This is a genomic window from Pandoraea faecigallinarum (assembly GCF_001029105.3).
GTDB lineage: Bacteria > Pseudomonadota > Gammaproteobacteria > Burkholderiales > Burkholderiaceae > Pandoraea > Pandoraea faecigallinarum.
This window is the reverse complement of sequence record NZ_CP011807.3, coordinates 1,686,231-1,712,470: the sequence shown is the minus strand read 5'-3', so window position 1 is coordinate 1,712,470 and position 26,240 is coordinate 1,686,231. Positions and strand designations below refer to the sequence as shown.

Sequence of the window (26,240 nt, the reverse complement as noted above, 5' to 3'; positions counted from 1 at the left end):
CAGTGGCTGATTAGGAACCGCCATCTTAGCGCGACTTGCCCGCCGTCGTGCGCCGCCCTGGCAACTATTTGGACGCCGCGCGCCGCGTTACAATAGCGGCTATGACGCACATTCAACGCTTTAACCGTATCGCCCACAGCGAGCTTTCCGACGAAGGCCCGAGCAAATCCCAACGCAAGCGCGAGTCGCATGCCCTTCAGGATCTGGGCGAAGAACTGGTCAATCTGGCCAAGGACGCGCTCGCCCGCGTGCCGATGCCCGAGAACCTCGAACGCGCCGTTCGCGATTGCCGCACCATCACCGCGCACGAAGGCCGCCGCCGTCAATTGCAGTACGTGGGCAAGCAGATGCGCACGCTCGACGAGAAGGAAATCGAGGCCATTCGACGCGCGCTGGACGTCATCAAGGGCGTCTCCAAGGCGGAAACCGCCAAGCTCCACGCACTGGAGCGCTGGCGTGAACGCCTGTTGGCCAAGGACGAAGCCCTCACCGAACTGGTCACTCAGCATCCGGGCGCGGACGCTCAGCAATTGCGCACGCTGATTCGCAACGCCCGCCGCGAGCAGGCGGCGCAGAAGCCGCCAAAGGCCTTTCGAGAATTGTTTCAGGTGCTCAAGGACCTGCTGGGCACCGGCGCGGCAGAGGCCGAAAGTTCGGACGATGCCGATGACGGTCTGCCGGAATTCCCAACGCGTGAGGATTATTGATGGTCGCGCGCTCACATCCTGACGAACTTCGCGTAGGCCTCGTGTCGATCAGCGACAGAGCCAGCCAGGGCACCTACGAGGATCAAGGCATTCCAGCACTCGAGGCGTGGCTGGGCGGCGCGCTCGCCTCGCCGTGGGTGACGCAAACGCGCCTGATCCCCGACGTGGCCGAAGGCATTACCGCGACCCTGATCGAGCTCGTCGACACCCTTCGGTGCGATCTGGTGCTGACGACCGGAGGCACCGGCCCTGCCCGACGCGACGTGACGCCCGAAGCCACGCTTCGCGCGGGCACCCGGGAAATGCCAGGCTTCGGCGAGCAGATGCGCCAGATCAGCCTGCGTTTCGTGCCGACGGCGATTCTGTCGCGTCAGGTAGCGGTGATTCGCGAAACCGCGGATCACGCGGCGCTCATCATCAATCTCCCGGGCCAGCCGAAGTCCATCAAGGAAACCCTCGAAGGACTGCGCGATGCCGATGGTCAATCGATCGTACCGGGGATCTTTGCGGCGGTGCCGTATTGCATCGATCTGATCGGCGGCCCGTACATCGAGACGAACGACGCCGTGTGCAAAGCCTTCCGTCCCAAGAACGCGATTCGAGCGCCGAAACCTGGCTGACACGCATGACGGGTGGCCCCGTCATGGGACCGTATTGGATGGTATTGGACCGTATTGCCGCGCCAAAACAAAACGCCAGCGACATCGCTGGCGTTTGTACATGGGCTCGCGCACACCTCAGACGGTAGTCGCCGGCACCTCGGTCTTGAGGAAGTGTTCGCGGTAATACACCAACTCGTCGATCGACTCGTGAATGTCGGCCAGTGCCGTATGGGCAGCGCGCTTGGTGAAGCCCTTGTAGACGGTGGGTTCCCATCGGCGGCAAAGTTCCTTGAGGGTGCTGACGTCCAGATTCCGGTAATGGAAGAACGCTTCGAGCTTCGGCATATAGCGCGCCATGAAGCGACGATCCTGGCAAATCGAATTGCCGCACATCGGCGACTTGTTGGGCGGCACGTACTGGCTCAGGAACTCGATCAGTTGCGTCTCTGCGGACGCCTCATCCACAGCCGACGCCTTCACACGGTCGATCAGGCCTGAGCGGCCATGCGTCGACTTGTTCCAGTCGTCCATGCCATCGAGCACCGCGTCCGACTGATGGATCGCGAACACCGGGCCTTCGATGCGACGCGTGAGCGCGGAGTCGGTAACGACGACTGCCACCTCGATGATGCGGTCGCTATCGGGCTGCAAGCCCGTCATTTCCATGTCGAGCCAGACCAAATTGAACTCGGCGCGTGCGAGCGTGGTTTCGGCCTCGGCAAGCGTGGGATTTTGGGATGGAATGGAAGACATGATCGGAAGACTCTGGAAAACGCGTCGGTAGGCGACCGGCACGGCGCCTCACCGGTCGAAAGAACTTATAATTCTCGCATATTTCGGATTCTCCTAAAGCGCATGTTCACTTATCTCTTCGTGATCTTCCTGCTGGCAATGGTCATGACCAAGCTCTGGCTGGCCGCCCGTCAGGTCCGCCACGTCGTCGCCCACCGGGCCGCCGTTCCCGAGCGTTTTGCCGGCACGATCACGCTGACCGATCATCAGCGCGCGGCCGACTACACCGTGGCCCGCACACGGCTCGGCATGGCCGAAGTCTTTGCGCAAGCGGTGCTGCTCGTCGCCTTCACGCTGCTCGGCGGTCTGAACGTGCTGCACATCGGCATCTCCGGGTGGCTGGGCGAAGGCTACGTCGGTCAAATCGCACTGATCGCCGCCGTGCTGCTGATTTCAGGTGCCGTCGACCTGCCCTTTACCTATATCCGGCAATTTGTCATTGAACAGCGTTTCGGCTTCAATCGCATGTCGCTGGGGCTGTTCGTCGCCGACATGGTCAAGGGCACGGCCGTGGGCATAGTGCTGGGATTGCCGCTATTGTTCGTCGTGCTGTGGTTGATGGATCGCGCCGGACCGCTGTGGTGGATTTACACATGGGTCGTGTGGGTCGCGTTCAACCTGTTCGTCCAGTTCATCTTCCCCCACGTGATCGCGCCGATGTTCAACAAGTTTGAACCGCTCTCGGACGCGTCCCTGGCCCAGCGCATCGAAGGGCTGATGCAGCGCTGTGGCTTCGCGGCGCGCGGGCTTTTCGTGATGGACGGCTCGAAGCGCTCAGCACACGGCAACGCCTATTTCAGCGGATTCGGGCGGGCCAAGCGCATCGTGTTCTTCGATACGCTGATCGAGCGGCTCTCGCCCGCCGAGATCGAAGCCGTATTGGCGCATGAACTGGGCCACTTCAAGCGCCGCCACATCACGAAGCGCCTGGCCGTCGCCTTTGCGCTGTCGCTGGCGTTTCTCGCCCTGCTGGGCTGGCTTACCGGCCGGACATGGTTCTACACGGAATTGGGGGTAATGCCATCGATGACGGGTAGCAACAACGCGCTCGCGCTGGTGCTCTTCTTCCTGGTGTTGCCTGTGTTCGGGTTCTTTGCGAGCCCGCTCAGCAGCCTGAGCTCGCGCAAACACGAGTTCGAAGCCGATGCGTTCGCCGCCAGCCAGACGCAGGCCAGCGACCTGGTAAACGCACTAGTCAAGCTTTATCAGGACAACGCGTCCACATTGACGCCCGACCCCGTCTACACCGCGTTCTATTATTCGCATCCGCCCGCTTCGCAGCGCATAGACCGTCTGCTGGGGCACGCATGAAGCGCGGCGCCAAAGCTAAGGCAGCCGGTATCGAGACGACCGCACAGGAACGACGCCACGGCCGCGTCGCCGCCGCCCACGGACGTCACTATGTCGTTGAAGCCGACGACGGCGAGACCGTGCTGTGCTTCCCTCGCGGCAAGAAGAGCGAGATCGCCGTCGGCGACGAAGTCGCTTGGGCACGCACGGGCGACCAGGGTGTCATCGAGGAAATTCTGCCGCGCCGCAATCTGCTCTATCGGTCGGATCAGTTCAAAAGCAAACTTTTCGCGGCCAACATCGATCAGTTGGTCATCATGCTGGCGACCGAGCCGTATTTCAGCGAGGACCTGCTCGGCCGGGCGCTCGTGGCCTCGGAGGCCAATGCACTGCGCCCGCTGATCGTGCTCAACAAGACGGATGTGACTGACGCACTGCCCGCCGCCCGCGAGCGCCTTTCCCCGTACCGGGCGCTGGGATATGAAGTACTCGAATTGTCAGTGCGTGCAGATCCCGACGCGGCAAAGGCGTTGCTGTTCCCTCGCCTGGCCGATCAGGCATCGCTGTTGCTCGGTCAGTCCGGGATGGGGAAATCGAGTCTGGTGAATCTCGTGGTGCCCAATGCCGATGCCGCAACACGCGAAATCTCCACTGTCCTGAATTCCGGTAAGCATACGACGACCTTCACGCGGATTTTCCATCTTCCCGACGGCGGCTTGCTCATCGATTCCCCGGGCTTCCAGGAGTTCGGACTGCATCACTTGAAGGAAGGTGCGCTGGAGCGGGCGTTTCCCGAGTTTCGTCCTCTACTCACCGGATGCCGGTTCTACAATTGCCATCACCTGAGGGAGCCAGGCTGCGCCATTCTCGAGGCTGTCGCCGACGGACGAATTTCTCAGCAGCGCCACGCGCTCTACGCGCAGCTCGTTCACGAGTCGGAACAGCAGATTCCGTATTGAGTGGTGAGAGGTTGCGGCATCGGGCAACAAAAAACCCCGCGTTTGCGGGGTCAGATTGCTGACGAACCCCTCGTTTTTCGGAGCGAGGGGTTTTTGGCTTTTAGGCAAGGGCGAATGGGCAGCGTAAGGGCGCGCACATTGAGAGACAAGCCCTCAGGACGCTCATGAGCCACCGAAACGGGCGCCAGAGGTACGAACGCTCGCCTAAACGCGCCCGTAGGCGCGCCACCAGCATCGCAATTTTCTTGATGTTCTGCGCCGCCGCAGCCAACAAGCACTGCTCGGCCACCTTGCGCAGCCCGCGCATGCGCGCATAGCGATGCCCATGCAGTTGCTTGGCATCGGCGAAGCTGCGTTCCACCGTCTCCTTGCGCCGCGCGTAAATGCGTCGCCCCCACTCGCTCAGCCGCCTCGCATCCACCCGCTCCTTGGCGCGCTCCCAGACATGGCGCGTCACCACCTTCACCGCGTTGGCACTGTTCGTGCACTGTGCTCGTACCGGGCAGCACCGGCATATCCGAGCATCGGATTTGTATTCCCGATAGCCGAGCCGGTTAGTCGTGCTGTACGGCAGCGCCTGTCCCTGCGGGCACACGTACTCGTTGCGGTACGCGTCGTACTGGAACTGCCGTTTGTAGAACAGCCCCGGCTTGTGGTTCGGCGTGCGATAGCCCATCACCCCGGCAATCTCCCGCTCCTCGAGCCCCTGGCACACCGCCGGCGTGAAGTAGCCAGCATCCAGCCCCACCGCTTCCACCTTGAACTCGAAGCGCTCGCGCTGTCGATCCAGCCGCTCCAGATACGGCTGGCTGTCGTGCACCGAGGCCGGCGTCACATGCGTATCGGTGATGATCGCGTGCTTCGCGTCCACCGTGCGGTGGTCCAGATAGAAGAACCCCTTCGGCTTGTCGTCCCGCACCATGTAGCCGCTGTCCGGATCGGTCCGGCTAATCTTGGTGTCCTTGCTCGACGGCGGCTCATCGCCGTCGCGATTCAGCGGCTTCTTGCCATGCGCGGCCCGGTCCGCATCCACTGCCGCATTGAGCTTCTCCAGATAGGCCGCAGGCGTCTGTTCCAGCTTTACCACGTCGAATTTGTTCTTGTTCGCGTTGGCTTTCAGGTGCGTGCTGTCGGTGTACAGCACCCGGCCATCGACCAGACCACGGCCCATCGCCTGGCGCACGATCTCGTCGAAGATCTCCTGATACACCGTCGTGTCCGTGAAGCGTCGGCGGCGATTCTGTGAGAACGTCGACGCATCCGGCACCTTGTCGGTCAGCCGAAACCGGGCGAACCACCGATAGGCGACGTTGACCTGGACCTCGCGCATCAACTGCCGCTCACTGCGCACTCCAAACAGGTAGCCGATGAACAGCAGCTTGAACATCACCACCGGATCGAGCGCCGGACGACCGTTGTCTGCGCAGTACAGATGCGCGACCTTTTCGCGGATGAATTCGAAATCCACTGCCGCGTCGATCTGGCGCAGCAGGTGGTCCTTCGGCACGAGTTCCTCGAGCGTCACCATCTCGAGTTCGTGCTGCGTGGGCGTCGGGATCTTTAGCATCCTGCTATTAAAAAACAAAACCCTCGCACTTGGCGAGGGTTTGTCAGCAATCTGACCCCGCGTTTGCGGGGTTTTTCTTTGTAATGGCGCGACGGGTGCGTTAGCCGAGCCAGACCGCCAGGGTCAGCAGGAGCAAAAGCAGCATCCACAGCAGTACCGCGCGCCAAACCAGCCCCACCGCGGCTTGCAAGGTACGCGGCGTGCATTCGCTTCCCACGGGCAGTACTGCATCATCACCCTGGTTGAGCGCGTCGACGCTGGAAACTTCAGCCAACGGCCCGGTGAGGCGTGCGCCCAACGCACCGCTGCCGGCCGCCAGCAGAATGCCCTCGTTCTCGTTCGGCCATTGCTTCGCGTAGTGACGCCACGCGTAGATCGCATCCTCGAAATTGCCGACGATCGCAAAGCCAATCGCGGTGAGTCGTGCCGGTACCCAATCGATCACGTAGAACGCCTTTCGCGCGAACGCGCCGAATGCGGGGCTGCGATCCGGTACGGCTTCCGTCCACCGGCGCGAGAGGTATTCCGCAAGCCGATACAACACCGCCCCCGCCGGACCGATCGGCATCAAGAACCAGAAAAACACACCGAAAACGTGACGATGCGAGGCAATCACGGCATGCAACAGCGTATGGCGCACGATTTCGTCCACCGGCATGTCGACAGTGTCGATGCCAATCCATTGGCGGAGGATTTCCCGCGCTTCGTTGACGTTGTCGTTATTCAACGCAACGTGAATGTCGGTGAAATAGTGGCTGAACTGGCGAAAACCCATCGTCAGATAGACGATCAGCACGTTCCAGGCGAAACCCAGGAAGATGTTGATCCGCATCAGCAGATAATAGATAACGCCGACAGCGAGCACGAACGGCACGACGACGACCAGCCAGGCGAGCACGCCATGACGCGGTGCACCGGCGTCAAACGACTGCGAAGTGTGTGTCGCGTGGGAGCGAATCAGGTTGTAGACCGGGTTTTGCGTGGAGAGGGCACGCACCTGCTCGAGGATCAGCGCGAGGAGTACCGAGAAGAATGTCATGCGTGCTATCGGATCGCCAGACGGAATGGTGTAACGATAGCACAGCTTCTCGCAAATGCCCGCCCCATGCGCCTCAGCGACGCGCTCACTGCATCGTTGGGGCGTGCAGTCCGCGGGATTGGATGGTGTTTTGCGTCAGGCCCGCAAAAGCTGGTAGAAATTACGCAGCATGCCGGCCGTCGCACCCCAAATGAAATACTCGCCACCGGCCGGCTTCGGATAGGGCATCGCGTAAAAGCGGCGCTCCCCGACCTGATAGTTGAAGACGCGAATCTGGTGGTGCGCCGGATTCATCAGAAAATCCAGTGGCACTTCGAATATCTCATCCACCTCGCCAGTATCGGCGACGAGATCGAACGGCGGCTTGACCAGTCCGACGACCGGCGCCACCCGAAACCCCGTGCCCGTGACGTAGTCGGGCAAACTGCCGATGACTTCCACGGCCCCCGCATCCAGCCCGATTTCCTCGTTCGATTCGCGCAAGGCGGTCGCAACCGGCGTGGGGTCGTCGGGCTCGCGGCTACCACCGGGAAAGCTCACCTGGCCGGCGTGCGTGCTCAGATGCTGGGTCCGCTTCGTGAGGAGCACTGTCGTACCATGCGGCCGCATCACCAGAGGTACGAGGACCGCGGCGGCGCGTGGGGTGAACATCGAGGGGGAAGCCGGTTCTACGACGCCCGACTCCGGCGTCCAGATCGGGGGACTGGCCAAACGGTCTCGCAGCGCTGCGGGAGTCAACCGCTCTGCCGGCACCGCAGGCTCACCCTCGCCCGTCGCGACGATGGGTAACGCTTCAGGATGCAGGATGAGGGGTGGGGCCACGTAGACCTTTGCAAGGTAGAAAACCTCACTATTTTAGCGAGGAAGCTGAAAACGCGTACACGCGAAGAAAATGCGATTCCCATGGCAATTCGCGGCATACCCGATTCATGACGCGCTGCGGCATCGGTATCGAAGCGATGCCGCACGATGTAATGCGACGAAGCGCGATATAGCAGAACGAAAAAAGCACCCCGAAGGGTGCTTTTCCATGCAGCTTTTGCTGCGCCCGGCCACAGGTCGCCAAGCGTAGCAGCGTCCGACTTACTCGGCGGCGGCAGGCTTGCTCTTGAACGTGAGCTTTTCCTTGATACGTGCCGACTTGCCCGAACGCTCGCGCAGGTAGTACAGCTTGGCGCGACGAACGTCACCACGACGCTTGACTTCGATGCTGGCGATCAGCGGCGAGTACGTCTGGAACGTACGCTCAACGCCTTCACCCGACGAAATCTTGCGAACGATGAAGCCCGAGTTCAGGCCGCGGTTACGCTTGGCGATCACGACGCCTTCGTAGGCCTGAACGCGCTTGCGGTTACCTTCAACCACGTTCACGTTGACGATCACGGTGTCGCCCGGGGCGAATTCGGGGATCGTCTTGTTCGCGGTCAGACGCGCGATTTCTTCTTGCTCGATCTTGGCGATCAGATTCATTTACCACTCCTTGTGCCATCGTGTCGACGTTATATACCGGCGAGCCGGCCCCGACAGAGGATGGGGTCAAACCGAATGCCGTCCCCATGACGACATCCGAACCTACTTGGCCGACGTATCGGCCCGCAGGCTTGCCAACCATGCCTCATCGGCACGACTGAGCAATCCGTTGGCGCGTGCGCTCTCGATCAAGTCGGGACGCTTGCGCCAGGTATTGGCCAACGCCTCGCGGCGCCGCCATTTTTCAATCTCCGCGTGGTGCCCGCCTAACAAGACATCGGGCACGCGCACGCCTTCGTATTCTTCCGGCCGCGTGTAATGCGGGCAGTCGAGCAAACCGTTGACGAAACTGTCCTGCTCCGCGGACTGCTCGTCGTTGAGCGCGCCTGGCAGCAGTCGAATCAGCGAATCCATCAGCGCCATCGCCGGCAACTCACCGCCGGACAGCACGAAATCGCCGACGCTGATCTCTTCATCCACGACACGATCGATCAAACGCTGATCGATGGCTTCATAACGGCCGCAGAGCAGAATCAGCCCCTGCTCCTGCTCACGCAACTCCACCACCCGGCGATGCGTCAGCGGTTTGCCTTGCGGCGACATCAACAGCACCCGGCCACGCGGCACACCGGCTTGCGCCTGAGCGGCCTTTGCGGCGGCAATCGCGTCGTCCAGCGGCTTGGCAAGCATCACCATGCCAGGGCCTCCACCATACGGCCGATCGTCGATCGTGCGGTAGTTGTTGTGCGTGAAATCACGCGGATTCCAAAACCGCAAACCGTAGCGCGACTGCTTGAGCGCCCGGCTGGTGACGCCCCAGTCGGTCAGTGCCCGAAACATTTCGGGAAAGAGCGTGACGACGTCGAACTGCATCAAACCGGTTCCGTCCAGTGGAGCCCGGACGCAATAACGACCGGGCGGTCAATCGGTACAATCGGCACTTCAGTAATCGAGCCCCCAGTCGGCCACAATGCGCCCGGCTTTGGTGTCAACGATCTGGATATACTGGCCAACGAACGGAATCAACCGCTCGGCGGTTTTCGCCGGCTTGTCGTCGATGGCGGGCACGTCGTACGCCACACGCAACACCGTGTGCACGCCGTTATCGAGCAGCCCCACGACCTTGCCAAGCCGTTCGTCCTGCAAATTCGTCACCTGAGCACCAATAAGGTCGACCCAGTAGAACTCGTCTTCCCCGGCAGTCGGAAATGCACTGCGCGGCACCCAGACCTGAAGGCCCTTGAGCGCTTCGGCAGCAGTACGGTTCTCGCTGCCGCGCAATTGCGCAACAACGGTCCCTGAGTGCCCTCGGCTATAAAGCACGTTGGCCTTGGTATAGGCCGATTCGCCGGGACGACGGAAGTACCAGCAGTCTGCGGACAAAAGGCCTTCGCCCTCTCCCGTGTGCGGCTGCACCTTGATCCAACCGCGAATCCCGTAGGCATCGCCGATGTAACCAAGCTCGACGAGATCGTCCGGAACCTCGGTTACCGGGGCGAGCACCTGCTCCGCGCGCATGCCGGAGGCGCGACGCGCTTCAGCACCGATCTTCAGCGGTACCCGCTCACGTGCGGAACGAACCATGCCAATCCAACCTTGTGACGTACACACGGCGGTGCCTGCTCCGGATCACTCAGGAACAGGCACCGCCGTTCAATTCTCATGCCATCGGCAAACCGACAGCAATGCGTACAACTCGACTATCTGAAAGCTTAGGCAGCCGCCTTGGCGCCTTGCTTGATCAGACGAGCCACGGTCGGCGACAGTTGTGCGCCAACGCCTTGCCAGTACGTCAGACGGTCTTGAGCAATACGCAGACCTTCCGTGCCTTCGGCAGCGACCGGATTGTAGAAGCCGATACGCTCGATGAAGCGGCCATCGCGGCGGTTACGCGAGTCGGTTGCAACGATGTTGTAGAACGGGCGCTTCTTCGCGCCGCCGCGAGCCAGGCGGATAACGACCATATTAAATCCTTGTGAATCCAGAAGTGTTCGGACAGAAAACGCGTGATTATAGCGCAAAATCCTCGTCAAAACAAACACTTCGCCAAATGGGAAGGACGTCCCGCCGAGCCGCGCCAGTATTGGGCCACTTGTGCGGCGGCGCCACGCCCCAGCAAGCGCTGGTCTACAATGCACGCATCCTTTTGCGTGAAGCGAGTCCTGAATGCGACGATTTCCCGATGGATGGCGACTCCTTCTCGGCGCGACACTCCTGTGCGCCGCTCAACTCACTGCCGCACGCGACGCCCTTCCGATCGAACGGCTGTCCCTGCTGCCGGGTTTTCACGTCGAAGTTCTCTCCGATCAGGTGCCCGGCGCGCGAGGCATGGTGCTAGGCCCCAAGGGCACGCTATTTGTCGGAAGCCGCGCCCAGGGCAATGTCTACGCCATCACCCTCGACCCCTCACGGGCCTATGCCGCCAAGGTTCGCACGGTTGCCTCGGGCCTCGACATGCCTGTCGGCGTCGCCATGCGTAACGGGACACTATATATTTCGGCCGTGTCGCGCATCGTCAAACTCGACGATATCGAAGCGCACCTGGACAATCCCGGTAAGCCGGCAACGGTCTACGACAAACTTCCGTCCGACACGCACCACGGCTGGCGGTACATCTCTTTCGGTCCCGATCAGCGCCTGTATGTGGGCGTGGGCGCGCCCTGTAATGCATGCCAACGAGACGAAAATCGCTACGCGATAATCGGGAGCATGAAACCGGATGGCACCGATTGGCGCGTCGTCGCCCGTGGCGTGCGCAATACCGTGGGATTCGACTGGCAGCCGGGCACACGCAGTCTATGGTTCACCGACAACGGCCGCGATTCGCTGGGCGACGACGTCCCCGACGACGAGTTGAACCGGCTGAGCACCGTCGGCGAGCACTTTGGGTTTCCCTACTGCCACGCGGGCGACATCGCGGACCCCGACTTCGGTCGCGAGAAGGCATGCCGCAGCTTCGCACCCCCAAAAGCGAAACTTGGCGCGCACGTCGCGGCCCTCGGCATGCGCTTCTATATAGGAAAGCAATTCCCCGCGGAATATCAGGGGAGTATCTTTATTGCGGAGCACGGTTCATGGAATCGCAGCAGCAAGGTCGGTTATCGGGTTGTGCGCATTACGCTGGATGCAAAGGGCGAAGTGGCGAAGCAAGATGTCTTTGCACAGGGCTGGCTGAGTGACGACGATGCCGTGTGGGGCCGCCCCCTCGACCTGTTGACGTTACCGGACGGCTCACTGCTAATTAGTGATGACTACGCCGGTGCGATATATCGCATTACGTACCGCAAGCCCTGAGGCCATCCATGAGAGTCCATGCGCCCCATTGGGAAATGTCCTCAGCCCTACGCAAGGAACTGTCCCGCTGTGCCCTCGGTCAACGGGTCATGGTACTCACGGCACCGTTGGAACAAACCACCCGCTGTTCAACGAGATATTTCGGCCGTCCCTGCCCTCTCCGCAACTACGCCCAGACAAAATCATGACTCAACGCCTGCTCTCGTTCCTGCCTTCCTCGTTCGCCACGTCGTTGGCGACCCTGCTAATTCCCGCCGCCATGCTTGCGGGGTGCGCTGCGCCGTCGGGAGGTGGTGCAAAACCACCCTCAGAGACCGATAGCACGGCTGCCGCGACGGCACCCGCCGACATTCTCGGCACTTGGCAACTGGTGAAATGGGAGGGCGCAAGCGATGCGCCGAGCATGCCCGAAGGCCGCGTGATCAATCTGACGTTCAACGACAAGGGCGCCTTCTCCGGCACCGGCGGCTGCAATCGAATTTTCGGCCAGTACACGATCGGTCCGGCCAAGGGGCAAGTCACCATCCAGGCCCCTGCCGCGACGCGAATGGCATGCGCGGATTCCATGGCATTCGAGACCCGCTATCTGAAAACCCTTCCGAGCGTGACTCGCTTTGAGCGCCGCGACACGCAGTTGATTCTGAGTGCACCGAACGGCGAGACGCTGACTTATGCCTCGCAAACGCTGCTCAACCGTACGGTGGCAGACACGAGCCGGGCAACGAAGACGGAGGACCGCATTCTCGATATCGACTCGCAGATGGCGGATTGCATGGGCGTCGCTCCGCGCAAGTGCTTGCGCGTGCGCCCTGCCGATGACACCGGAAAATCGCAATGGGAACTGTGGTACGCCCACATCGATGGCTTCGAGTGGAAGCCCGGCGTAGAATATCGCGTGAAAATTCACGGCGAACCGGTCGCCAATCCGCCCGCCGACGCGTCGAACATGCGCTGGACGCTTGTCGAAGTCCTTCGCGAAACGCCTGCCCGATAACGATTCCAAATGAACGCAGTCGCTTATAAATCCAAGACCCTGACCGCCGGCCTGGCCATGCTGTTCGGCACACTCGGCCTGCATCGCTTCTATTTGTATGGCCTGCGCGATCGCTTCGGCTGGGCCCACATTGTGGGTTCGGCATGCGGCGTGGCCGGCTGGGGTCTTCTGGTAACGAGCGAACTGCATTCCCTCGCGGGCTGGGTATTGACGATTCTGGGCGCCATCTCGCTGTTTTCCGCCTTTCTCGCGGCGATCGTCTACGGACTGCGCCCCGACGAGCGCTGGAACGCCCAGTTCAATACCCACGTTGCGAACAAGTCCCGCTCCGGCTGGATCGCCGTGATCATCGTCAGTGTGTCGTTGTTTGTGGGCGCCATGCTGATGATGGTCGGTCTTGCCGTCGCGTTCCAGACTTATTTCGAAATTCACGACACCCCGAACCGCCTGTCGCAGTAATCGCCGATGGTGATACCCACCGCCAATTCCCTTCCCGCTCGGCCGACGCTCGGCTTCATTGGCGCCGGGCGTGTGGCTCGCGCGTTGGCCAAGGCAGCGAGCGATGCGGGATATCGAGTCGAGGTCGTCGCAAGCCGGCGCATCGAGAGCGCGCAGCACATCGCGAGCACGTTGCCGGAATGCGCGGTATTGCCCCTCGAACGCCCCGGTGACATGCACGCCATCTTTTCGCGCGCCGATCTGATCTTTCTCACCGTTTCCGACGACGCCCTTGCCGACTGCGCCGCCCACCTCGCCCCCCAAGCCGGTCAGGCGCTGGTGCATTGCAGCGGCGCGTCCGAAGTCGGGCTGCTCGCGCCTGCGACAAGAAGCGGCGGGCAAATTGGCGGTTTCCATCCGCTTTTTCTTTTCGCCGGACTCGACGACGATGCCGCCCGCCTGTCCGGCAGCGCGATCACCATCGAGGCCGAAGCGCCGTTGAACGAAATCCTTCAACGTTTCGCAAGCGACATAGGGTGCCGTCCCTTGTCGATTCCGGCGGGCGAGCGCATGCGTTATCACGCTGGCGCGAACTATGCGGCCAGCTTTCTGCTTTGCCTGCTGGACGAGGCGACTCACCTCTGGAAAGCCGTCGGCTTGCCTGAGAGCGACGCCCGTGAGGCCATGTGGCCGCTCGTCATGGGAACGCTCAATGCGGCGCGCGAGCGCGGGCTCTCCGGCGCCCTTGCCGGGCCGGTGTCGCGCGGCGACGCCGGCATCGTCACCCGCCATACCGAAGCGCTTGCGGCGATGGGCGGCAACCACGCCACCCTGTACTCGTTGTTGACGCTTCGCGCCATTCACCTTGCCCGCCAGCGCCCGAACGCCGACAACGCAGCCCTCGACGCCATCGCCCGCACCGTAGCCCCTTACATTCCACCAGCAACGCCCGAACGCGACGCATAACGATAGCCACGACGCCCATCCCTTCCAGTACGTTGCCGCCCCCATCGATCTCGTTGCGGCAACCGCCGCGCGTCCATTTGCCATCTTTCGCCTCCGCCCAAATACTGTACAAAAACACAGTATAATGAGCTTCATTCCCTGCGACTGCTCCTCATGCGTGACAGGGTCAGCCATCCAGGAGACGAACCATGGCATCCTCATTCGCGCCGCCCCCGTCGCGTAAGGGCCGAGGCGCTACGGCCAATCTCGAATCCCGCTTCTCCGAATTCCGCCGCGAAAGCGACGAGAGCCGCCACGAATCGGACATCGCCCAGGAATGCGAGGTCAAATTCGTGACTCAGGTCGCTCTGGAAAATGCGCGCACCATCATCTCCCGGAACACCTCCGCCGACATCCCGTTCGATCGCTCGATCAACCCCTATCGGGGATGCGAACACGGATGCACATACTGTTATGCCCGTCCGACACACGCCTATCTGGGACTCTCGCCAGGACTGGACTTCGAGACGCGCCTCTACGCAAAGCACAACGCCGCCGAGCGTCTGGATGCCGAACTACGCAAACGCGGGTACCAGCCAGCTTTGCTCGCGCTGGGCGCCAACACCGACCCCTACCAACCGATCGAGCGTGAATACGGTATTACACGAAGCGTGCTCGAAGTGCTCGAGCGCTTTGGTCACCCGGTGGGCATCACGACCAAATCGGCGCTTGTGACCCGCGACATCGACATCCTGTCGCGTATGGCCAAACGTGGGCTCGCCAGAGTATTCATATCGGTAGGCACGCTCGACGCGGAGATCGCGCGCAAAATGGAACCTCGCGCGAACACCCCGCCGAAGCGCATCGAAGCGATTCGCAAGCTGACGGACGCCGGCATTCCGACCGGTGTCATCGTGGCGCCGATCGTGCCGGCACTTACCGACTTCGATATCGAACGGGTATTGACGACGGCCGCCGAAGCCGGCGCGACATACGCCGCTTACGTGATGCTCCGATTGCCGCGGGAAGTCCATGACGTGTTCGTCGACTGGCTCGAAGCGAATTACCCGATGCGGGCCCGCCACGTCATGAGCCTGATCGAACAGGTTCGGGATGGGAAACACAACAGCGCCGAGTTCGGTACGCGCATGCGAGGTACTGGGCTACACGCGGAACTGATTCGACAGCGGTTTCATCTGGCCGCCCGCAAATTGGGCCTCAATCAGGCCCGGCCTCCATTAAGAAACGATCAGTTTCGTGTGCCCGATCCCGTGCGGCCGGACAGCTTCGGCGCTAGCGACGGCGTACGCGCCCAACGACGCGCGACACACACACCGCACACGTCCGCGTCGGATCCGACCGGCAAGGTCGACCCGCAAATGCCCCTCTTTTAGGCAAACCGGCAGGCACCGCGCTGCACTCACTCTTCCACGTGGATGGTGAGCGTCTCCTTGATCTCCTCCATCACCACGTAGCTCTTCGACTGCACGGCCCCCGGCAGTTGCAGAAGAATGTCTCCCAGCAACTTGCGGTACTCGGACATCTCGCGAATCCGCGCCTTGATGAGGTAGTCGAAGTCGCCGGAAATCAGATGACACTCCATCACCTCGGGAATTCGCAGAACCTCCCGGCGGAACTGGTCGAACATGTTGCCCGACTTGTGATCGAGCGTGATCTCGACGAACACCAGCAGCGCCGCCCCAAGCGCGGCCGGATTCACGCGGGCGAAGTAGCCCATGATGACCCCGTCTCGCTCCATGCGCTTCACCCGCTCGATGCAAGGCGTGATCGATAAACCGACCTGCTCCGACAGATCTTTCATGGATATCCGGCCATCTTGCTGAAGCAGCCCGAGGATGCGCCGGTCGAGCCGATCCAGCGTACGAACCGATTGCTGCTGCACTCTCATGATTTTTTCCTGAATTCAGCCAATATACATTAACTAAACCTGACATTCCGAGAATAGCATGCGAATTATTACTGCATAACTATGGTTTTACAGGAGTCAACGCAATGAAGGTCATCGTTCTCGGCAGCGGCGTCATCGGCGTTACCAGCGCCTACTATCTGGCCAAGGCCGGGCACGACGTCACGGTGCTCGATCGCCGGGCTGGCCCGGCGCTCGAAACCAGCTTCGGCAACGCCGGCCAGATTTCCCCGGGCTATGCGTCGCCCTGGGCCGCGCCGGGAATTCCGACGAAGGCCCTCAAGTGGCTTTTCCAAAAGCACGCTCCGCTCGCGATCCGCCCGGACGGCACGCTAACGCAATTGAAGTGGCTCTATCAGATGCTGCGCAATTGCACGCCCGAGCGTTACGCCGTCAATAAGGAGCGCATGGTGCGGATTGCGGAATACAGCCGCGATTGCTTCCGCGAACTGCGTGCAGAAACGGGAATCGCGTACGAAGGCCGTCAGGCTGGCACGCTGCAACTCTTCCGTACGGAAGAGCAATTGGCGAATGCCGCGCGTGATATCGCCGTGCTCGAAGACGCCGGCGTGCCGTTCGAGTTGCTCGATAGCCAGGCGCTCGCCAGCGCGGAACCGGCTCTGGGCGCGGTCTCGCACAAGTTGACGGGCGGCCTGCGCCTGCCGAACGACGAAACCGGCGATTGCCAGATGTTCACGACGCGCCTGGCTGCCATGGCCGAGGCGCTTGGCGTGAAATTCCGGTACGACATGCCGATTGACGGACTTAACGTGGCCGGCGACAAGATCGAAGGCGTCGTTTGCGCCGGATCGCTGCAACGTGCGGATGCCTATGTCGTCGCACTCGGCTCGTACTCGACGCCATTCCTGCGCGGTATCGTCGATATTCCGGTGTATCCACTCAAGGGGTATTCGATCACCGTGCCGATCATCGACGCGTCCCGCGCACCGGTTTCGACGATTCTGGACGAAACCTACAAAATCGCGGTCACGCGTTTCGAGAATCGGATCCGCGTGGGCGGTATGGCCGAAGTCGTGGGGTACAACAAGGCGCTCAACCCCGCGCGGCGCGCCACGCTGGAAATGGTGGTCAACGACCTGTATCCAGGTGCGGGCAATACGGCCGAAGCATCGTTCTGGACCGGCCTGCGCCCCATGACGCCGGACGGCACGCCTATCGTGGGCGCCACGGCGCTGCGCAACCTGTTCCTGAACACCGGCCACGGCACGCTGGGCTGGACGATGTCGTGCGGCTCGGGGCAACTTCTGGCAGATCTGATGTCTGGCCGCCGGCCTGCCATTCTTGCCGACGACCTGTCCGTGGCGCGCTACAGTGGCGCGTCCGATGCGCAGGCCCAACCGGCCTTCGCCTGATTCACGAAACGGCACCTTCGGGTGCCGTTTTTGTTTTGAGCCGCCTCATTGCCGTTCCTGCTGTTTGCTGTCACATCACAACAAAGGAGACGCATCATGAAGATCGGTGTACCCAAGGAGATCAAGAACCACGAATATCGCGTAGGCATGACGCCCGCAGCCGTACGCGAAGTGGTGGCGCGCGGGCACGAGGTGTGGGTCGAGACGCAGGCCGGTGAAGGCATCGGCATGGACGACACGGTCTACGCCGCCGCCGGTGCACGCATCGCTGCCAATGCCGTCGACGTTTTCGACCGCGCCGAGCTGATCGTCAAGGTCAAGGAGCCTCAAGCCGTGGAGCGGGCCCGTTTGCGGCCCCATCACACCCTGTTCACCTACCTGCATCTTGCCCCCGACGCCGACCAAACCCGCGACCTCATCAAGAGTGGCGCCACGTGCATTGCGTACGAAACCGTAACGTCCGCGAACGGCGGTCTGCCGCTGCTTGCGCCGATGTCGGAAGTTGCCGGGCGCATGTCGATTCAGGCCGGTGCAACGGCGTTGGAAAAATCGCATGGCGGACTCGGCCTGCTGCTCTCCGGCGTGCCCGGCGTGGAAGCGGGCAAGGTCGTGATTCTGGGCGGCGGTGTCGTCGGCACCAATGCCGCGACGGTGGCGGCGGGCATTGGGGCGCAGGTCACGGTCATCGACAAGTCGGTCGACGCACTGCGACGCATCAGCGCCCAGTTCGGCGCGCGCGTGCAAACCGTCCATTCGACGCAACACGCCATCGAGATGCATTTGCGCGAGGCCGACCTCGTTATTGGCGGCGTGTTGATTCCGGGCGCCGCAGCGCCGAAACTCATCACCCGCCCGATGCTCGGCCTCATGCGCAAGGGTTCGGTCATCGTCGACGTCGCGATCGATCAGGGCGGATGCTGCGAGACATCGCATCCGACTACGCACGCCGACCCCGTCTACGTTGTCGACGGCGTCGTGCATTACTGCGTAGCCAACATGCCCGGTGGCGTGCCCCGCACGTCGACGTTTGCCCTGAACAACGTGACGCTGCCATTCATCCTGCAATTGGCCGACCACGGTGCCGCGGCAGCGATGCGCGCCGATGCACATCTTCTTGCGGGTCTTAACGTCGCGCGCGGCATGGTGACGAACCGTGGCGTTGCCGACGCGCTCGGGCTCGTCTATCACGACCCGCATGCGGTGCTCGCGAATCTGCCGGCCGCGGCCTAGCGGTGACGATGCGTCTTACGTAGCCAGGTCTTCGGACCTGTCATTTGAGACGACCAGGACGACCAAGACGACCGGGCAGAAGGTCGGGTCGGAGCGGCGTGGCCGTGCGGTGCCGGTCCACGCCGCGGCGACGCCCCGCCAATGGACGCCGCCTTCCGCACGCTCGCCGGCTCCCGACCGGACAGGCCCCGCCGGGCCTCGTGCTTTGGACATGGGCATACTCACTTCGTTATACTTGCCCCATCTCGACGGCGCCCGCCGACCATCAGGTACACAGGGCACGCAGCCATGCCGCATCCCGCCTGCGCCAATCCGTCAATGTCCATGAGCAAGTGATGAACGCCGATCCGCAAGAACTCAATAAATTCAGTGAACTGGCCCACCGCTGGTGGGATCCGCACAGCGAATTCAAGCCGCTGCACGAGATCAACCCGCTGCGCCTCGACTGGATCGAACAACACGTGCCGCTGCAAGGCAAACGCGTGCTCGATATCGGCTGCGGAGGCGGCATCCTCTCGGAATCGATGGCGCGTCAGGGCGCCCGCGTGAAGGGCATCGACCTTTCGAAGAAAGCCCTCGGCGTCGCCGACCTGCACAGTCTCGAAGCCGGTCTCCACATCGAGTACGAAGAAATCGCTGCGGAGGCGCTCGCCGCACGTGAAGCAGGGACATACGATGTCGTCACCTGCATGGAGATGCTCGAACACGTGCCGTCGCCCGCGTCGATCGTCGCCGCTTGCGCCACGCTGGTGAAACCGGGCGGCCATGTGTTCTTCTCCACGCTCAATCGGAAACCGAAAGCCTGGCTGCTGGCCGTGGTCGGTGCCGAATACGTGCTGCGGATGTTGCCGCGCGGTACCCACGATTACGCGAAATTCATTCGTCCGTCGGAGCTGGCATCGTTTGCCCGCGCCAGCGGTCTCGCCGTTCGCGACATGCGCGGCATGACCTACAATCCGATCAGCAAGCGTTACTCGATCAATCGCGATACCGACGTCAACTACATGGTCGCGTGCACACGCGACGCCTGATATGTTCGAGCCCCCCGCCCGAGTCCCGCTCTCCGCTGTCGAGCACACCGTGTCGACGCCGTTGCATGGCAACATCCGTGCCGTCCTGTTCGATCTGGACGGCACGCTTGCCGACACCGCGCCCGATCTGGTTGCCGCGGTCAATAAGGTACGTACGGATCGCGGCTTGCCGCCCGGCCCATACGAAACACTGCGCTTGCAGGCCTCGCATGGCGCGCGCGGATTGATTGGCAGTGCGTTCGGTGTCGCGCCCGAAGATGCGGCCTTTGCGTCGCTCAGAGACGCTTTCCTGGCCAACTACGAAGCCGCATTGTGCGTGAAAAGCCATTTGTTCGACGGCATTCCCGCACTGCTTGCGGCCCTGTCCGAGCGCGGCATGCCGTGGGGCATCGTGACCAACAAGGCGGCTCGCCTGACCAATCCGCTCGTCAAACTGCTCGGCCTTGCCGACGGCGCGGCCTGCGTGGTGTCCGGCGATACCACGCCGCATAGCAAACCGCACCCTGCGCCCTTGCTGTACGCCGCCGAGTGCATCGGCATTGCGCCAGCGCAAATTGTGTATGTAGGTGACGACCTGCGTGACGTGCAGGCCGGTAAAGCGGCAGGTATGGCAACGGTGGCTGCGGCCTACGGTTATTGCGGCGACTTGCTCGCGCCTGCCCAATGGCAGGCCGACGCCGTCGTCGAACGCGCGGGCGCGATCGCCCCGCTGGTGATGTCAACGGCATAGCACGCTGACCATTGCCTGCCGCAGCCGTGCCGCAAGTCTCGCGGCCGCGCTCCGGGACTGTCCCGCCGCGCTTCAGTGGCGCGGCGTATGCTTCACTGGCTACTTACGGGAGACCGCATGGCCGAGCAAGCGAACGATCGCGAATCTTCAATGAAATCCTCCGCGGGCGGCACCCGCTTGCAGCAGAGTCTTGCCCGCGCACAAGCGCTCGGACGAGATCCCGACGTGCGCCGCCGCGCGCGCAAAACCGGCCTGTGGGCCGCGGGCATCATTGCCGTGTTCGGCGTGGTGGGTTACTTCACCGTACCGGCAGCGCTCAAGCACTATGCCGTCGACAAGCTGTCCGCCTATCTCGAACGGCCGGTGAGCGTGGGCGACGTCAGCTTCAACCCGTACACGCTGCGTCTCGACCTGCACAAGGTCCACATCGGCGACAAGGCACCCGGCCAGCCATTCGTGGATATCGGCGAATTGCGTCTCAATGCATCGTGGAGCTCGCTGTTCCGATTCGCCCCGGTGATCGGCGAGCTGTATATCGATACGCCGGTCGTCAACATCGTTCGCACAGCGCCTCAGCGCTTCAATTTTTCGGACATCATCGATCGCGCCACGTCGGGACCGCCGTCCCCGGAGCCGTCGAAACCGGCACGCTTTGCGCTGAACAACGTGCAGATCAAGAACGGCACGATCCGCATCGACGACGCCTATCAGGACGAAAAGCACGTCGTCGACAACCTGCAAGTCGGCGTGCCATTCATCGCGAATCTCCCGGCCGACACGGATATCTTCGTGCAGCCGCTGCTTCAGGCATCCGTCGATGGAGCACCGCTCCATATCTCGGGGCAGACGAAGCCATTCGCCGATTCGCTGGAATCGACCGTCGACATCAAGCTCGATCGGCTCGACGTGCCGAAGTATCTCGGGTACTCGCCAGTCACCTTTCCCGCGCAGATCAAGAGCGGTGCGATCAGCACCGATCTGAAGCTTCGATTCACGCGCGACAAGGACGGCAATCACGTACTGCTGACCGGCACTGCGGGATTGGCGGACGCAGTGGTCAACGAAGCTGACGGATCCCCGCTCGTTGCGGTCAAACAGGTTGACGTCAAGCTCGGCAAGGTCGAGCCGCTGAACAATGTCTATCACATCGACAGCGTACGGATCGACGGGCTCGATCAACACGTCAGGATGGAGAAGGACGGCTCGGTCAACGTGGCGAAGGCGTTGCTGCCGCAGCGTCCGGTGCTCAAGGCCGTAGGCAAGGCGGTCGACGAAGCCGCAGCGTCGCCGAAGGCCAGTGAAGCCGCCAGGTCCGCGCCGAAGGTCGCCGCCGAGCAGACGGCTCGACCGGCAACGCCCGCTTCGGCCGCCGAGGCAGCGCAGACGAAAGCCGCTGCTGCGGTGCAGTCTTCGCCACTCGACCTGTTGGTCGGTGAAGCGTCGCTCGTGAACAGCAAGCTGCGTTTCACCGACGAGCGTGGCGCGAAACCCGCGAGCCTCTCCTTTGAGAACATCCAGCTCGGTGTGAAGCAATTCTCGACGCTGGGCAAGGATCCGGCGTCATACGACGCGTCGCTTGGCATCCAGAGCGGCGGCTCCCTCAAAGCTCATGGACAGTTCAGCCTGCCGGCGTACAACGCCAGTGGCGAACTCGATGCCCAGGCCATCGCCCTCGCCCCATTACTGCCCTTCGCGCAAGGAGCGCTCGCCGGTGATTTGAAGAGCGGCACGATCGGCGCGCAGGCCAGGTTCAACGCGGCGTTCGCGCCGGACAAGCAGCCGAACGTCCAGATCGACCCGGCCACGGCAACGCTCGAGAAGGTCGAATGGTTCACAGGTCACAAAGGCGACGCGCCGGTCAGGCTGGCGAAGGCGCAAGCCCGGCTCTCGCACTTCGATCTCGGCGCGCGACAGGCGGTCGTCGACGAGGTGACGGTCACCGGACTCGACCTTGCAGCCCGCCGGGACAAGGACGGCAAGATCAACCTGCTCGCCCTGACCGGCGACGCTCAGCCCAAGGCGTCCACGGGTAACGGCAAGGGCATCAACGCACGCGTCGGCACCGAGCGCGGACGCCGCACCTCGGTCAGGGCGGTGGCGCCCGGCGCACCGGATGCCGCCGGCGCATGGCAGTGGAAAGTCGGCAAGGTCGCCGTGGAGAACGCCAGCATCGGCTTCGAGGACCGCGCGGTCAAAGGCCGTCCGATCAACGCGAAATTCGCCCCGCTCAACATCAAGGTGCAAGGCGCGTCGCAGGACATGAGCAAGCCGTTGCAGCTGGAAGTCAGCGGCACGCTCAACAAGAAGGGCTCGCTTAACGCCAGCGGCAACGTGACGCCGCAACCGTTGTCCGGCGATATCCAGTTGAAGACCCAGCAACTCGATCTCGCCGCGTTCGACTCCTACATGAGCGACGAATTGAACGCGAGCATTGCGAGCGCCCTGCTCTCCAGCAATGGCCGTGCCACGTTCGCCATGAGGGGCGACACGACGCAGGCAACGTATCGTGGCGATGCCACCCTGGGCAGCGTACGTTTGCTCGACAAGGTCACCACCGACGATTTCGTGCGCTGGAACGCCTTGTCGGTGCAGCAGATCAATCTGGCGGTGGGCAGCGGCAAACCGAACGTTCAGTTGGGCAGCATTGCGCTGTCGCGCTTCTACGCGCGCCTCATCATCAACGCCAACGGCCGCCTGAATCTGGCCGACGTGGTGGGCGGCAAGGAAGCGCCACGTTCGTTGACGCGCGCAAACGAGGGCATACCGCTGGATGCGGCGTCTGCGGCGAAGCCTCCGCTCGATGCGGCCGCCTCGGCCGTCGAAGCCGGGCAGCCCACCGAAGTCGAGAAGAAGGAGCAATCGCCGGGCAAGACGACGGCAGAACGTGGGCCGGGCTATGGCACCGGCAAGGCGCTGCCTGCGGACGTCCACATCGGACGTATCACGCTGCAAGGCGGCAACATCAACTTCACGGACAATTTCGTCAAGCCGAACTACACCGCCAACTTGACGGATATCGGCGGCCGTATCGGCGCCTTCGGCACTGCGACGACCGAGCCTGCCGAAGTTGCCTTGCAGGGCAAGGTCAACCGCAACGCGCCGATTAATATCAATGGCAAGATCAATCCGCTCGCCTCGATGGCGTTCGTGGATCTCGGCGCCAAGGCGGACGGCATCGAACTGACCAACCTCACGCCGTATTCGACGAAATACGCGGGCTATCCCATCGAAAAAGGCAAGCTCACGGTCGACGTGCACTATCTGCTCGATCAGGCGAAGCTCACGGCGAACAATCACATCTTCATTGATCAGTTGACGTTCGGCGACCACGTGGAAAGCCCGACGGCGACCAACCTGCCGGTACGGCTGGCAGTGTCGTTGCTGAAGAACTCGCGCGGCGAGATCGACGTGGATATTCCGATTTCCGGCTCGCTGGACGATCCGCAGTTCAGTCTCGGCGGCGTGATTTTCCGCGCCTTCGTGAACCTGATCGTCAAGGCAGTGACGGCACCGTTCAGTTTGCTGGCGTCCGCGTTCGGCGGCGGCGATCAGGAATTGGGCTACGTCGAATTCGCTCCCGGCAGCGCACGTCTGACGCCGGAAGACGAGAAGCGTCTGGAAACGCTGGTCAAGGCGCTCAACGACCGTGAAGCCCTCAAGCTGGACATCGTGGGCCGCGTGGATCCGGCCAAGGACACCGACGGCCTGCGTAGCGTGGCTGTGGAGCGCGCGATCAAGGCCCAGAAGGTCAAGGCGATGGTCGGCAAGGGCGAAAGCGTGGACGTGGACAGCGTGAAGGTCGCGCCGGAGGAGCGCAGCAAGTACCTGAGCGCTGCGTACAAGGCGGCGGACTTTGCCAAGCCCCGCAACATGATCGGCTTTACCAAGTCGCTGCCCGACGACGAGATGGAGAAGCTCATGGCGACGAACGTCAAGGTCGACGACGACGATCTGCGGGCGTTGGCGGAACGTCGGGCTCAGCGGGTCCGGTCGTGGCTGGACGGCAAGATCGCGGCGGACCGCCTGTTCGTGGTGGCACCGAAACTCAATGCGGACGGCATCAAGGACAAGGGGGCGACGACGCGGGTGGACTTCGCACTCAAGTGAGACATTTGTGTCATAATTCACATCCCACAGGGGCCGACATGGTTTCGACGTGGGTAGCGAAGCGACTCAGGGCATACCGAGGACCCGTCACCTCGTTAATCAATGGGAAAAACGTAACTGCAAACGACGAAAAGTTTGTACTGGCAGCCTAAGGGCCGCCGTCCTCTGCCTAGTTCACTGACGGACTAGTGTCGCAAGACCGGTAGCAATACCGCCAGAGGTCATATACGTCAGTTAAGCCTTGGTGGCGTCACGACGCCAAGGTCGAAAACTTAGTGAATCGCTGTTGCGTAGCGTGTTCGTCCGCGACAAAACGGTTAAATCAAATGACAGAACTAAGTATGTAGAACTGGTCGTGGAGTACTTGCGGACGCGGGTTCGATCCCCGCCGGCTCCACCAAACACCTCTCCCAAGCGGTTCGCACTTTTCCGCAAAACCCCGATAGAGCACGCCTCTTCGGGGTTTTTCTTTTCCGCCATCGGTTATGCCCGTTCGCACTTCCCGCACAGGCGCGTCATTTCGCAACGCAATGTCGAAAGGCGAGCCACACGCCCACAACAACGGCAGCACCCCACACAGCGGCGATGACCGTCGCCGCAAGGCGGCTCACGGGCTTTTGCATTGCGGTGGCCGTCGCGCGGAGCTCCGCGAGCACGTCCGGTGGAATCAGCTTGACCACGACGAGAATGCCCAAAGGCACGAGAACGACGTCATCGAGCAGCCCGATCACCGGAATAAAGTCCGGGATCAGATCGATGGGCGACAGCGCGTAACCGGCTACGAACAACGCCAACGCCTTCACGTACCACGGAATGCGAGGATCGCGCGCGGCCAGATAAAGCACGCGAGCGTCGCGCCTGATCGTTCGCGCCCATGTCTTTAACGTCCCAATCGGCGTACCGTTTTCCATGTCACTCCCTATCGCGCAGATCGGCCACGCGCGGGGCCAGCTAACGCCCACGATCCGCCCCCGGCCCTGACGGGCGACGTGCCCCACCTTGCCCTGCGGGCCGGGGCCACGTAGTCTTCGAAGTACGTTCACATCCCCCGAAAGGAAGCATGCACCACTCCCAATCCGCCACTCTCTCGCGCGATATCGACACCGTCGTCTTCGATCTCGGCAACGTTCTGATTCGATGGGACCCGCGAAACCTCTACCGAAAACTCTTCGGGCCGGATGAAGCGGCAATGGAACAATTTCTCGCGGAAGTCTGCCACACCGAGTGGAACGAGCAGCAGGACCGTGGGCGTCTCTGGAAGGACGCCGTGGCCGAGGCCATCGAACGGCATCCTGCCCACGAAGCGAACATCCGGGCATATTTCGAGCGTTGGGCCGAAATGATTCCCGGCGAGATTGCGGGGACGGTCGAGATTCTGACGCAGCTGCGCGAGCGCAATTTTCGGCTGCTGGCCCTCACGAACTGGTCGGCGGAAACCTTCCACATCGCAGAGGAACGCTTCCCGTTTCTCGGTTGGTTCGAAGGTATCGTCGTGTCGGGACGCGAGCGCATCATCAAGCCCGATCCGGCGATCTTCCGCCTTCTCATCGAGCGCTACGCCCTTCGCCCCGAGACAACCGCTTTCATCGACGACAGCATTCGCAATGTCGACGCAGCCGCGCGGGAAGGACTGGCGGCCATCCATTTCAAGGATCCCGACGACCTGAGGCGCCAGTTGCAGGCGCTGGGCATTGCGCTGCCCGCCCGCGACGCCTGACGCCGCCCGTCCAATAATCCCCGCGTCC

General features: G+C 62.3%; 24 protein-coding genes, 1 other RNA gene and 1 pseudogene. 16 read left to right on the top strand and 10 right to left on the bottom strand.

Annotated elements, in window-relative coordinates:
- Nucleotides 1-101 precede the first annotated feature (101 nt).
- Entirely contained in the window at nucleotides 102-707 is a 606-nt protein-coding gene (yjgA, locus tag AB870_RS07685) for a ribosome biogenesis factor YjgA (RefSeq protein WP_047907546.1), read from the top strand.
- Nucleotides 707-1,327, top strand: coding sequence for a molybdopterin adenylyltransferase (gene mog / locus AB870_RS07680; RefSeq protein WP_047907545.1), 621 nt, complete (start codon nucleotides 707-709; stop codon nucleotides 1,325-1,327). Before yjgA ends, mog begins: the two co-directional genes overlap by 1 nt.
- A 117-nt stretch (nucleotides 1,328-1,444) precedes the next feature.
- Here mog and orn read toward each other — a convergent pair whose 3' ends face one another.
- Nucleotides 1,445-2,062 (bottom strand): oligoribonuclease, encoded by a 618-nt coding sequence (gene orn / locus AB870_RS07675; RefSeq protein WP_047908947.1) that lies wholly within the window; start codon nucleotides 2,060-2,062, stop codon nucleotides 1,445-1,447.
- A gap of 102 nt (nucleotides 2,063-2,164) precedes the next feature.
- Between orn and AB870_RS07670 the strand changes: the two genes are divergently transcribed.
- Together AB870_RS07670 and rsgA are read left to right on the top strand one after the other, a co-directional pair.
- Entirely contained in the window at nucleotides 2,165-3,412 is a 1,248-nt protein-coding gene (locus AB870_RS07670) for a M48 family metallopeptidase (protein ID WP_047907544.1), read from the top strand.
- Nucleotides 3,409-4,350, top strand: coding sequence for a ribosome small subunit-dependent GTPase A (gene rsgA / locus AB870_RS07665; protein WP_047907543.1), 942 nt, complete (start codon nucleotides 3,409-3,411; stop codon nucleotides 4,348-4,350). The genes AB870_RS07670 and rsgA overlap by 4 nt, the downstream gene beginning before the upstream one ends.
- Before the next feature lie 100 nt (nucleotides 4,351-4,450).
- Here rsgA and AB870_RS07660 read toward each other — a convergent pair whose 3' ends face one another.
- The 7 genes from AB870_RS07660 to rpsP form a co-directional block, all read right to left on the bottom strand.
- Entirely contained in the window at nucleotides 4,451-5,917 is a 1,467-nt protein-coding gene (locus tag AB870_RS07660; protein WP_157112225.1) for an IS1182 family transposase, read from the bottom strand.
- Between the two features lie 100 nt (nucleotides 5,918-6,017).
- Nucleotides 6,018-6,956: a CobD/CbiB family protein gene (locus tag AB870_RS07655; RefSeq protein ID WP_047907542.1), complete on the bottom strand. Its 939-nt coding sequence runs from the start codon at nucleotides 6,954-6,956 to the stop codon at nucleotides 6,018-6,020.
- Between the two features lie 135 nt (nucleotides 6,957-7,091).
- Entirely contained in the window at nucleotides 7,092-7,778 is a 687-nt protein-coding gene (locus tag AB870_RS07650; RefSeq protein WP_047907541.1) for a CoA pyrophosphatase, read from the bottom strand.
- Nucleotides 7,779-8,039: 261 nt separating this feature from the next.
- Nucleotides 8,040-8,426 (bottom strand): 50S ribosomal protein L19, encoded by a 387-nt coding sequence (gene rplS / locus AB870_RS07645; protein WP_044455193.1) that lies wholly within the window; start codon nucleotides 8,424-8,426, stop codon nucleotides 8,040-8,042.
- A 102-nt stretch (nucleotides 8,427-8,528) separates the two neighbouring features.
- Nucleotides 8,529-9,299 carry a tRNA (guanosine(37)-N1)-methyltransferase TrmD gene (gene trmD, locus AB870_RS07640; protein WP_047907540.1) on the bottom strand — a complete coding sequence of 257 codons (771 nt, stop codon included), beginning with the start codon at nucleotides 9,297-9,299 and terminating at the stop codon, nucleotides 8,529-8,531.
- 69 nt (nucleotides 9,300-9,368) lie between these two features.
- The gene (gene rimM, locus AB870_RS07635; protein WP_047907539.1) at nucleotides 9,369-10,010 is read right to left on the bottom strand and encodes a ribosome maturation factor RimM; all 642 of its coding nucleotides are present in this window, start codon (nucleotides 10,008-10,010) and stop codon (nucleotides 9,369-9,371) included.
- A gap of 128 nt (nucleotides 10,011-10,138) precedes the next feature.
- Entirely contained in the window at nucleotides 10,139-10,390 is a 252-nt protein-coding gene (gene rpsP, locus AB870_RS07630) for a 30S ribosomal protein S16 (protein ID WP_017234865.1), read from the bottom strand.
- Nucleotides 10,391-10,592: 202 nt separating this feature from the next.
- On the opposite strand from rpsP, the gene AB870_RS07625 reads away from it, so the two are divergent.
- The 5 genes from AB870_RS07625 to AB870_RS07605 all read left to right on the top strand — a co-directional run bounded on the left by AB870_RS07625 (nucleotide 10,593) and on the right by AB870_RS07605 (nucleotide 15,491).
- Nucleotides 10,593-11,720: a PQQ-dependent sugar dehydrogenase gene (locus AB870_RS07625; protein WP_053059621.1), complete on the top strand. Its 1,128-nt coding sequence runs from the start codon at nucleotides 10,593-10,595 to the stop codon at nucleotides 11,718-11,720.
- A 184-nt stretch (nucleotides 11,721-11,904) separates the two neighbouring features.
- The gene (locus AB870_RS07620) at nucleotides 11,905-12,714 is read left to right on the top strand and encodes an META and DUF4377 domain-containing protein (protein WP_047907538.1); all 810 of its coding nucleotides are present in this window, start codon (nucleotides 11,905-11,907) and stop codon (nucleotides 12,712-12,714) included.
- Nucleotides 12,715-12,723: 9 nt separating this feature from the next.
- Nucleotides 12,724-13,173 carry a TM2 domain-containing protein gene (locus tag AB870_RS07615; protein WP_047907537.1) on the top strand — a complete coding sequence of 150 codons (450 nt, stop codon included), beginning with the start codon at nucleotides 12,724-12,726 and terminating at the stop codon, nucleotides 13,171-13,173.
- A 6-nt stretch (nucleotides 13,174-13,179) separates the two neighbouring features.
- Nucleotides 13,180-14,118 (top strand): Rossmann-like and DUF2520 domain-containing protein, encoded by a 939-nt coding sequence (locus AB870_RS07610; protein ID WP_047907536.1) that lies wholly within the window; start codon nucleotides 13,180-13,182, stop codon nucleotides 14,116-14,118.
- 188 nt (nucleotides 14,119-14,306) lie between these two features.
- Nucleotides 14,307-15,491, top strand: a complete 1,185-nt coding sequence (locus tag AB870_RS07605) for a PA0069 family radical SAM protein (RefSeq protein ID WP_237170082.1) — start codon at nucleotides 14,307-14,309, stop codon at nucleotides 15,489-15,491.
- A 26-nt stretch (nucleotides 15,492-15,517) separates the two neighbouring features.
- Here the strand turns inward: AB870_RS07605 and AB870_RS07600 are convergent, their stop codons facing one another.
- Nucleotides 15,518-16,006, bottom strand: a complete 489-nt coding sequence (locus AB870_RS07600; RefSeq protein ID WP_047907535.1) for an Lrp/AsnC ligand binding domain-containing protein — start codon at nucleotides 16,004-16,006, stop codon at nucleotides 15,518-15,520.
- A 104-nt stretch (nucleotides 16,007-16,110) separates the two neighbouring features.
- Here AB870_RS07600 and AB870_RS07595 point away from each other — a divergent pair, with 104 nt between their 5' ends.
- From AB870_RS07595 to ssrA, 6 genes are all read left to right on the top strand, one after another.
- Nucleotides 16,111-17,397 (top strand): D-amino acid dehydrogenase, encoded by a 1,287-nt coding sequence (locus AB870_RS07595; RefSeq protein ID WP_047907534.1) that lies wholly within the window; start codon nucleotides 16,111-16,113, stop codon nucleotides 17,395-17,397.
- Between the two features lie 96 nt (nucleotides 17,398-17,493).
- Complete coding sequence (gene ald / locus AB870_RS07590) at nucleotides 17,494-18,627, top strand: alanine dehydrogenase (RefSeq protein WP_047907533.1); 1,134 nt, start codon at nucleotides 17,494-17,496, stop codon at nucleotides 18,625-18,627.
- Between the two features lie 332 nt (nucleotides 18,628-18,959).
- Complete coding sequence (gene ubiG, locus AB870_RS07585) at nucleotides 18,960-19,658, top strand: bifunctional 2-polyprenyl-6-hydroxyphenol methylase/3-demethylubiquinol 3-O-methyltransferase UbiG (protein ID WP_047907532.1); 699 nt, start codon at nucleotides 18,960-18,962, stop codon at nucleotides 19,656-19,658.
- A gap of 1 nt (nucleotide 19,659) precedes the next feature.
- Nucleotides 19,660-20,388 carry a phosphoglycolate phosphatase gene (gene gph, locus AB870_RS07580; protein WP_084663432.1) on the top strand — a complete coding sequence of 243 codons (729 nt, stop codon included), beginning with the start codon at nucleotides 19,660-19,662 and terminating at the stop codon, nucleotides 20,386-20,388.
- A gap of 150 nt (nucleotides 20,389-20,538) precedes the next feature.
- Nucleotides 20,539-24,495, top strand: a complete 3,957-nt coding sequence (locus AB870_RS07575) for a DUF748 domain-containing protein (RefSeq protein WP_167362687.1) — start codon at nucleotides 20,539-20,541, stop codon at nucleotides 24,493-24,495.
- Nucleotides 24,496-24,524: 29 nt separating this feature from the next.
- Nucleotides 24,525-24,895, top strand: a transfer-messenger RNA (tmRNA) gene (gene ssrA, locus AB870_RS07570).
- A 115-nt stretch (nucleotides 24,896-25,010) separates the two neighbouring features.
- Here the strand turns inward: ssrA and AB870_RS07565 are convergent.
- Nucleotides 25,011-25,376, bottom strand: a pseudogene (locus AB870_RS07565) (YkvA family protein); the annotation flags it as partial.
- Between the two features lie 179 nt (nucleotides 25,377-25,555).
- Between AB870_RS07565 and AB870_RS07560 the strand changes: the two are divergent.
- Nucleotides 25,556-26,212: an HAD family hydrolase gene (locus AB870_RS07560; RefSeq protein WP_084663428.1), complete on the top strand. Its 657-nt coding sequence runs from the start codon at nucleotides 25,556-25,558 to the stop codon at nucleotides 26,210-26,212.
- Nucleotides 26,213-26,240 lie beyond the last annotated feature (28 nt).

Coding starts and splice junctions, on each gene's coding strand:
- yjgA (WP_047907546.1), top strand. CDS start 102: ATGACGCACATTCAACGCTTTAACCGTATCGCCCACAGCGAGCTTTCC.
- mog (WP_047907545.1), top strand. CDS start 707: ATGGTCGCGCGCTCACATCCTGACGAACTTCGCGTAGGCCTCGTGTCG.
- orn (WP_047908947.1), bottom strand. CDS start 2,062: ATGTCTTCCATTCCATCCCAAAATCCCACGCTTGCCGAGGCCGAAACC.
- AB870_RS07670 (WP_047907544.1), top strand. CDS start 2,165: ATGTTCACTTATCTCTTCGTGATCTTCCTGCTGGCAATGGTCATGACC.
- rsgA (WP_047907543.1), top strand. CDS start 3,409: ATGAAGCGCGGCGCCAAAGCTAAGGCAGCCGGTATCGAGACGACCGCA.
- AB870_RS07660 (WP_157112225.1), bottom strand. CDS start 5,917: ATGCTAAAGATCCCGACGCCCACGCAGCACGAACTCGAGATGGTGACG.
- AB870_RS07655 (WP_047907542.1), bottom strand. CDS start 6,956: ATGACATTCTTCTCGGTACTCCTCGCGCTGATCCTCGAGCAGGTGCGT.
- rplS (WP_044455193.1), bottom strand. CDS start 8,426: ATGAATCTGATCGCCAAGATCGAGCAAGAAGAAATCGCGCGTCTGACC.
- trmD (WP_047907540.1), bottom strand. CDS start 9,299: ATGCAGTTCGACGTCGTCACGCTCTTTCCCGAAATGTTTCGGGCACTG.
- rimM (WP_047907539.1), bottom strand. CDS start 10,010: ATGGTTCGTTCCGCACGTGAGCGGGTACCGCTGAAGATCGGTGCTGAA.
- rpsP (WP_017234865.1), bottom strand. CDS start 10,390: ATGGTCGTTATCCGCCTGGCTCGCGGCGGCGCGAAGAAGCGCCCGTTC.
- AB870_RS07625 (WP_053059621.1), top strand. CDS start 10,593: ATGCGACGATTTCCCGATGGATGGCGACTCCTTCTCGGCGCGACACTC.
- AB870_RS07620 (WP_047907538.1), top strand. CDS start 11,905: ATGACTCAACGCCTGCTCTCGTTCCTGCCTTCCTCGTTCGCCACGTCG.
- AB870_RS07615 (WP_047907537.1), top strand. CDS start 12,724: ATGAACGCAGTCGCTTATAAATCCAAGACCCTGACCGCCGGCCTGGCC.
- AB870_RS07610 (WP_047907536.1), top strand. CDS start 13,180: ATGGTGATACCCACCGCCAATTCCCTTCCCGCTCGGCCGACGCTCGGC.
- AB870_RS07605 (WP_237170082.1), top strand. CDS start 14,307: ATGGCATCCTCATTCGCGCCGCCCCCGTCGCGTAAGGGCCGAGGCGCT.
- AB870_RS07600 (WP_047907535.1), bottom strand. CDS start 16,006: ATGAGAGTGCAGCAGCAATCGGTTCGTACGCTGGATCGGCTCGACCGG.
- AB870_RS07595 (WP_047907534.1), top strand. CDS start 16,111: ATGAAGGTCATCGTTCTCGGCAGCGGCGTCATCGGCGTTACCAGCGCC.
- ald (WP_047907533.1), top strand. CDS start 17,494: ATGAAGATCGGTGTACCCAAGGAGATCAAGAACCACGAATATCGCGTA.
- gph (WP_084663432.1), top strand. CDS start 19,660: ATGTTCGAGCCCCCCGCCCGAGTCCCGCTCTCCGCTGTCGAGCACACC.
- AB870_RS07575 (WP_167362687.1), top strand. CDS start 20,539: ATGAAATCCTCCGCGGGCGGCACCCGCTTGCAGCAGAGTCTTGCCCGC.
- AB870_RS07560 (WP_084663428.1), top strand. CDS start 25,556: ATGCACCACTCCCAATCCGCCACTCTCTCGCGCGATATCGACACCGTC.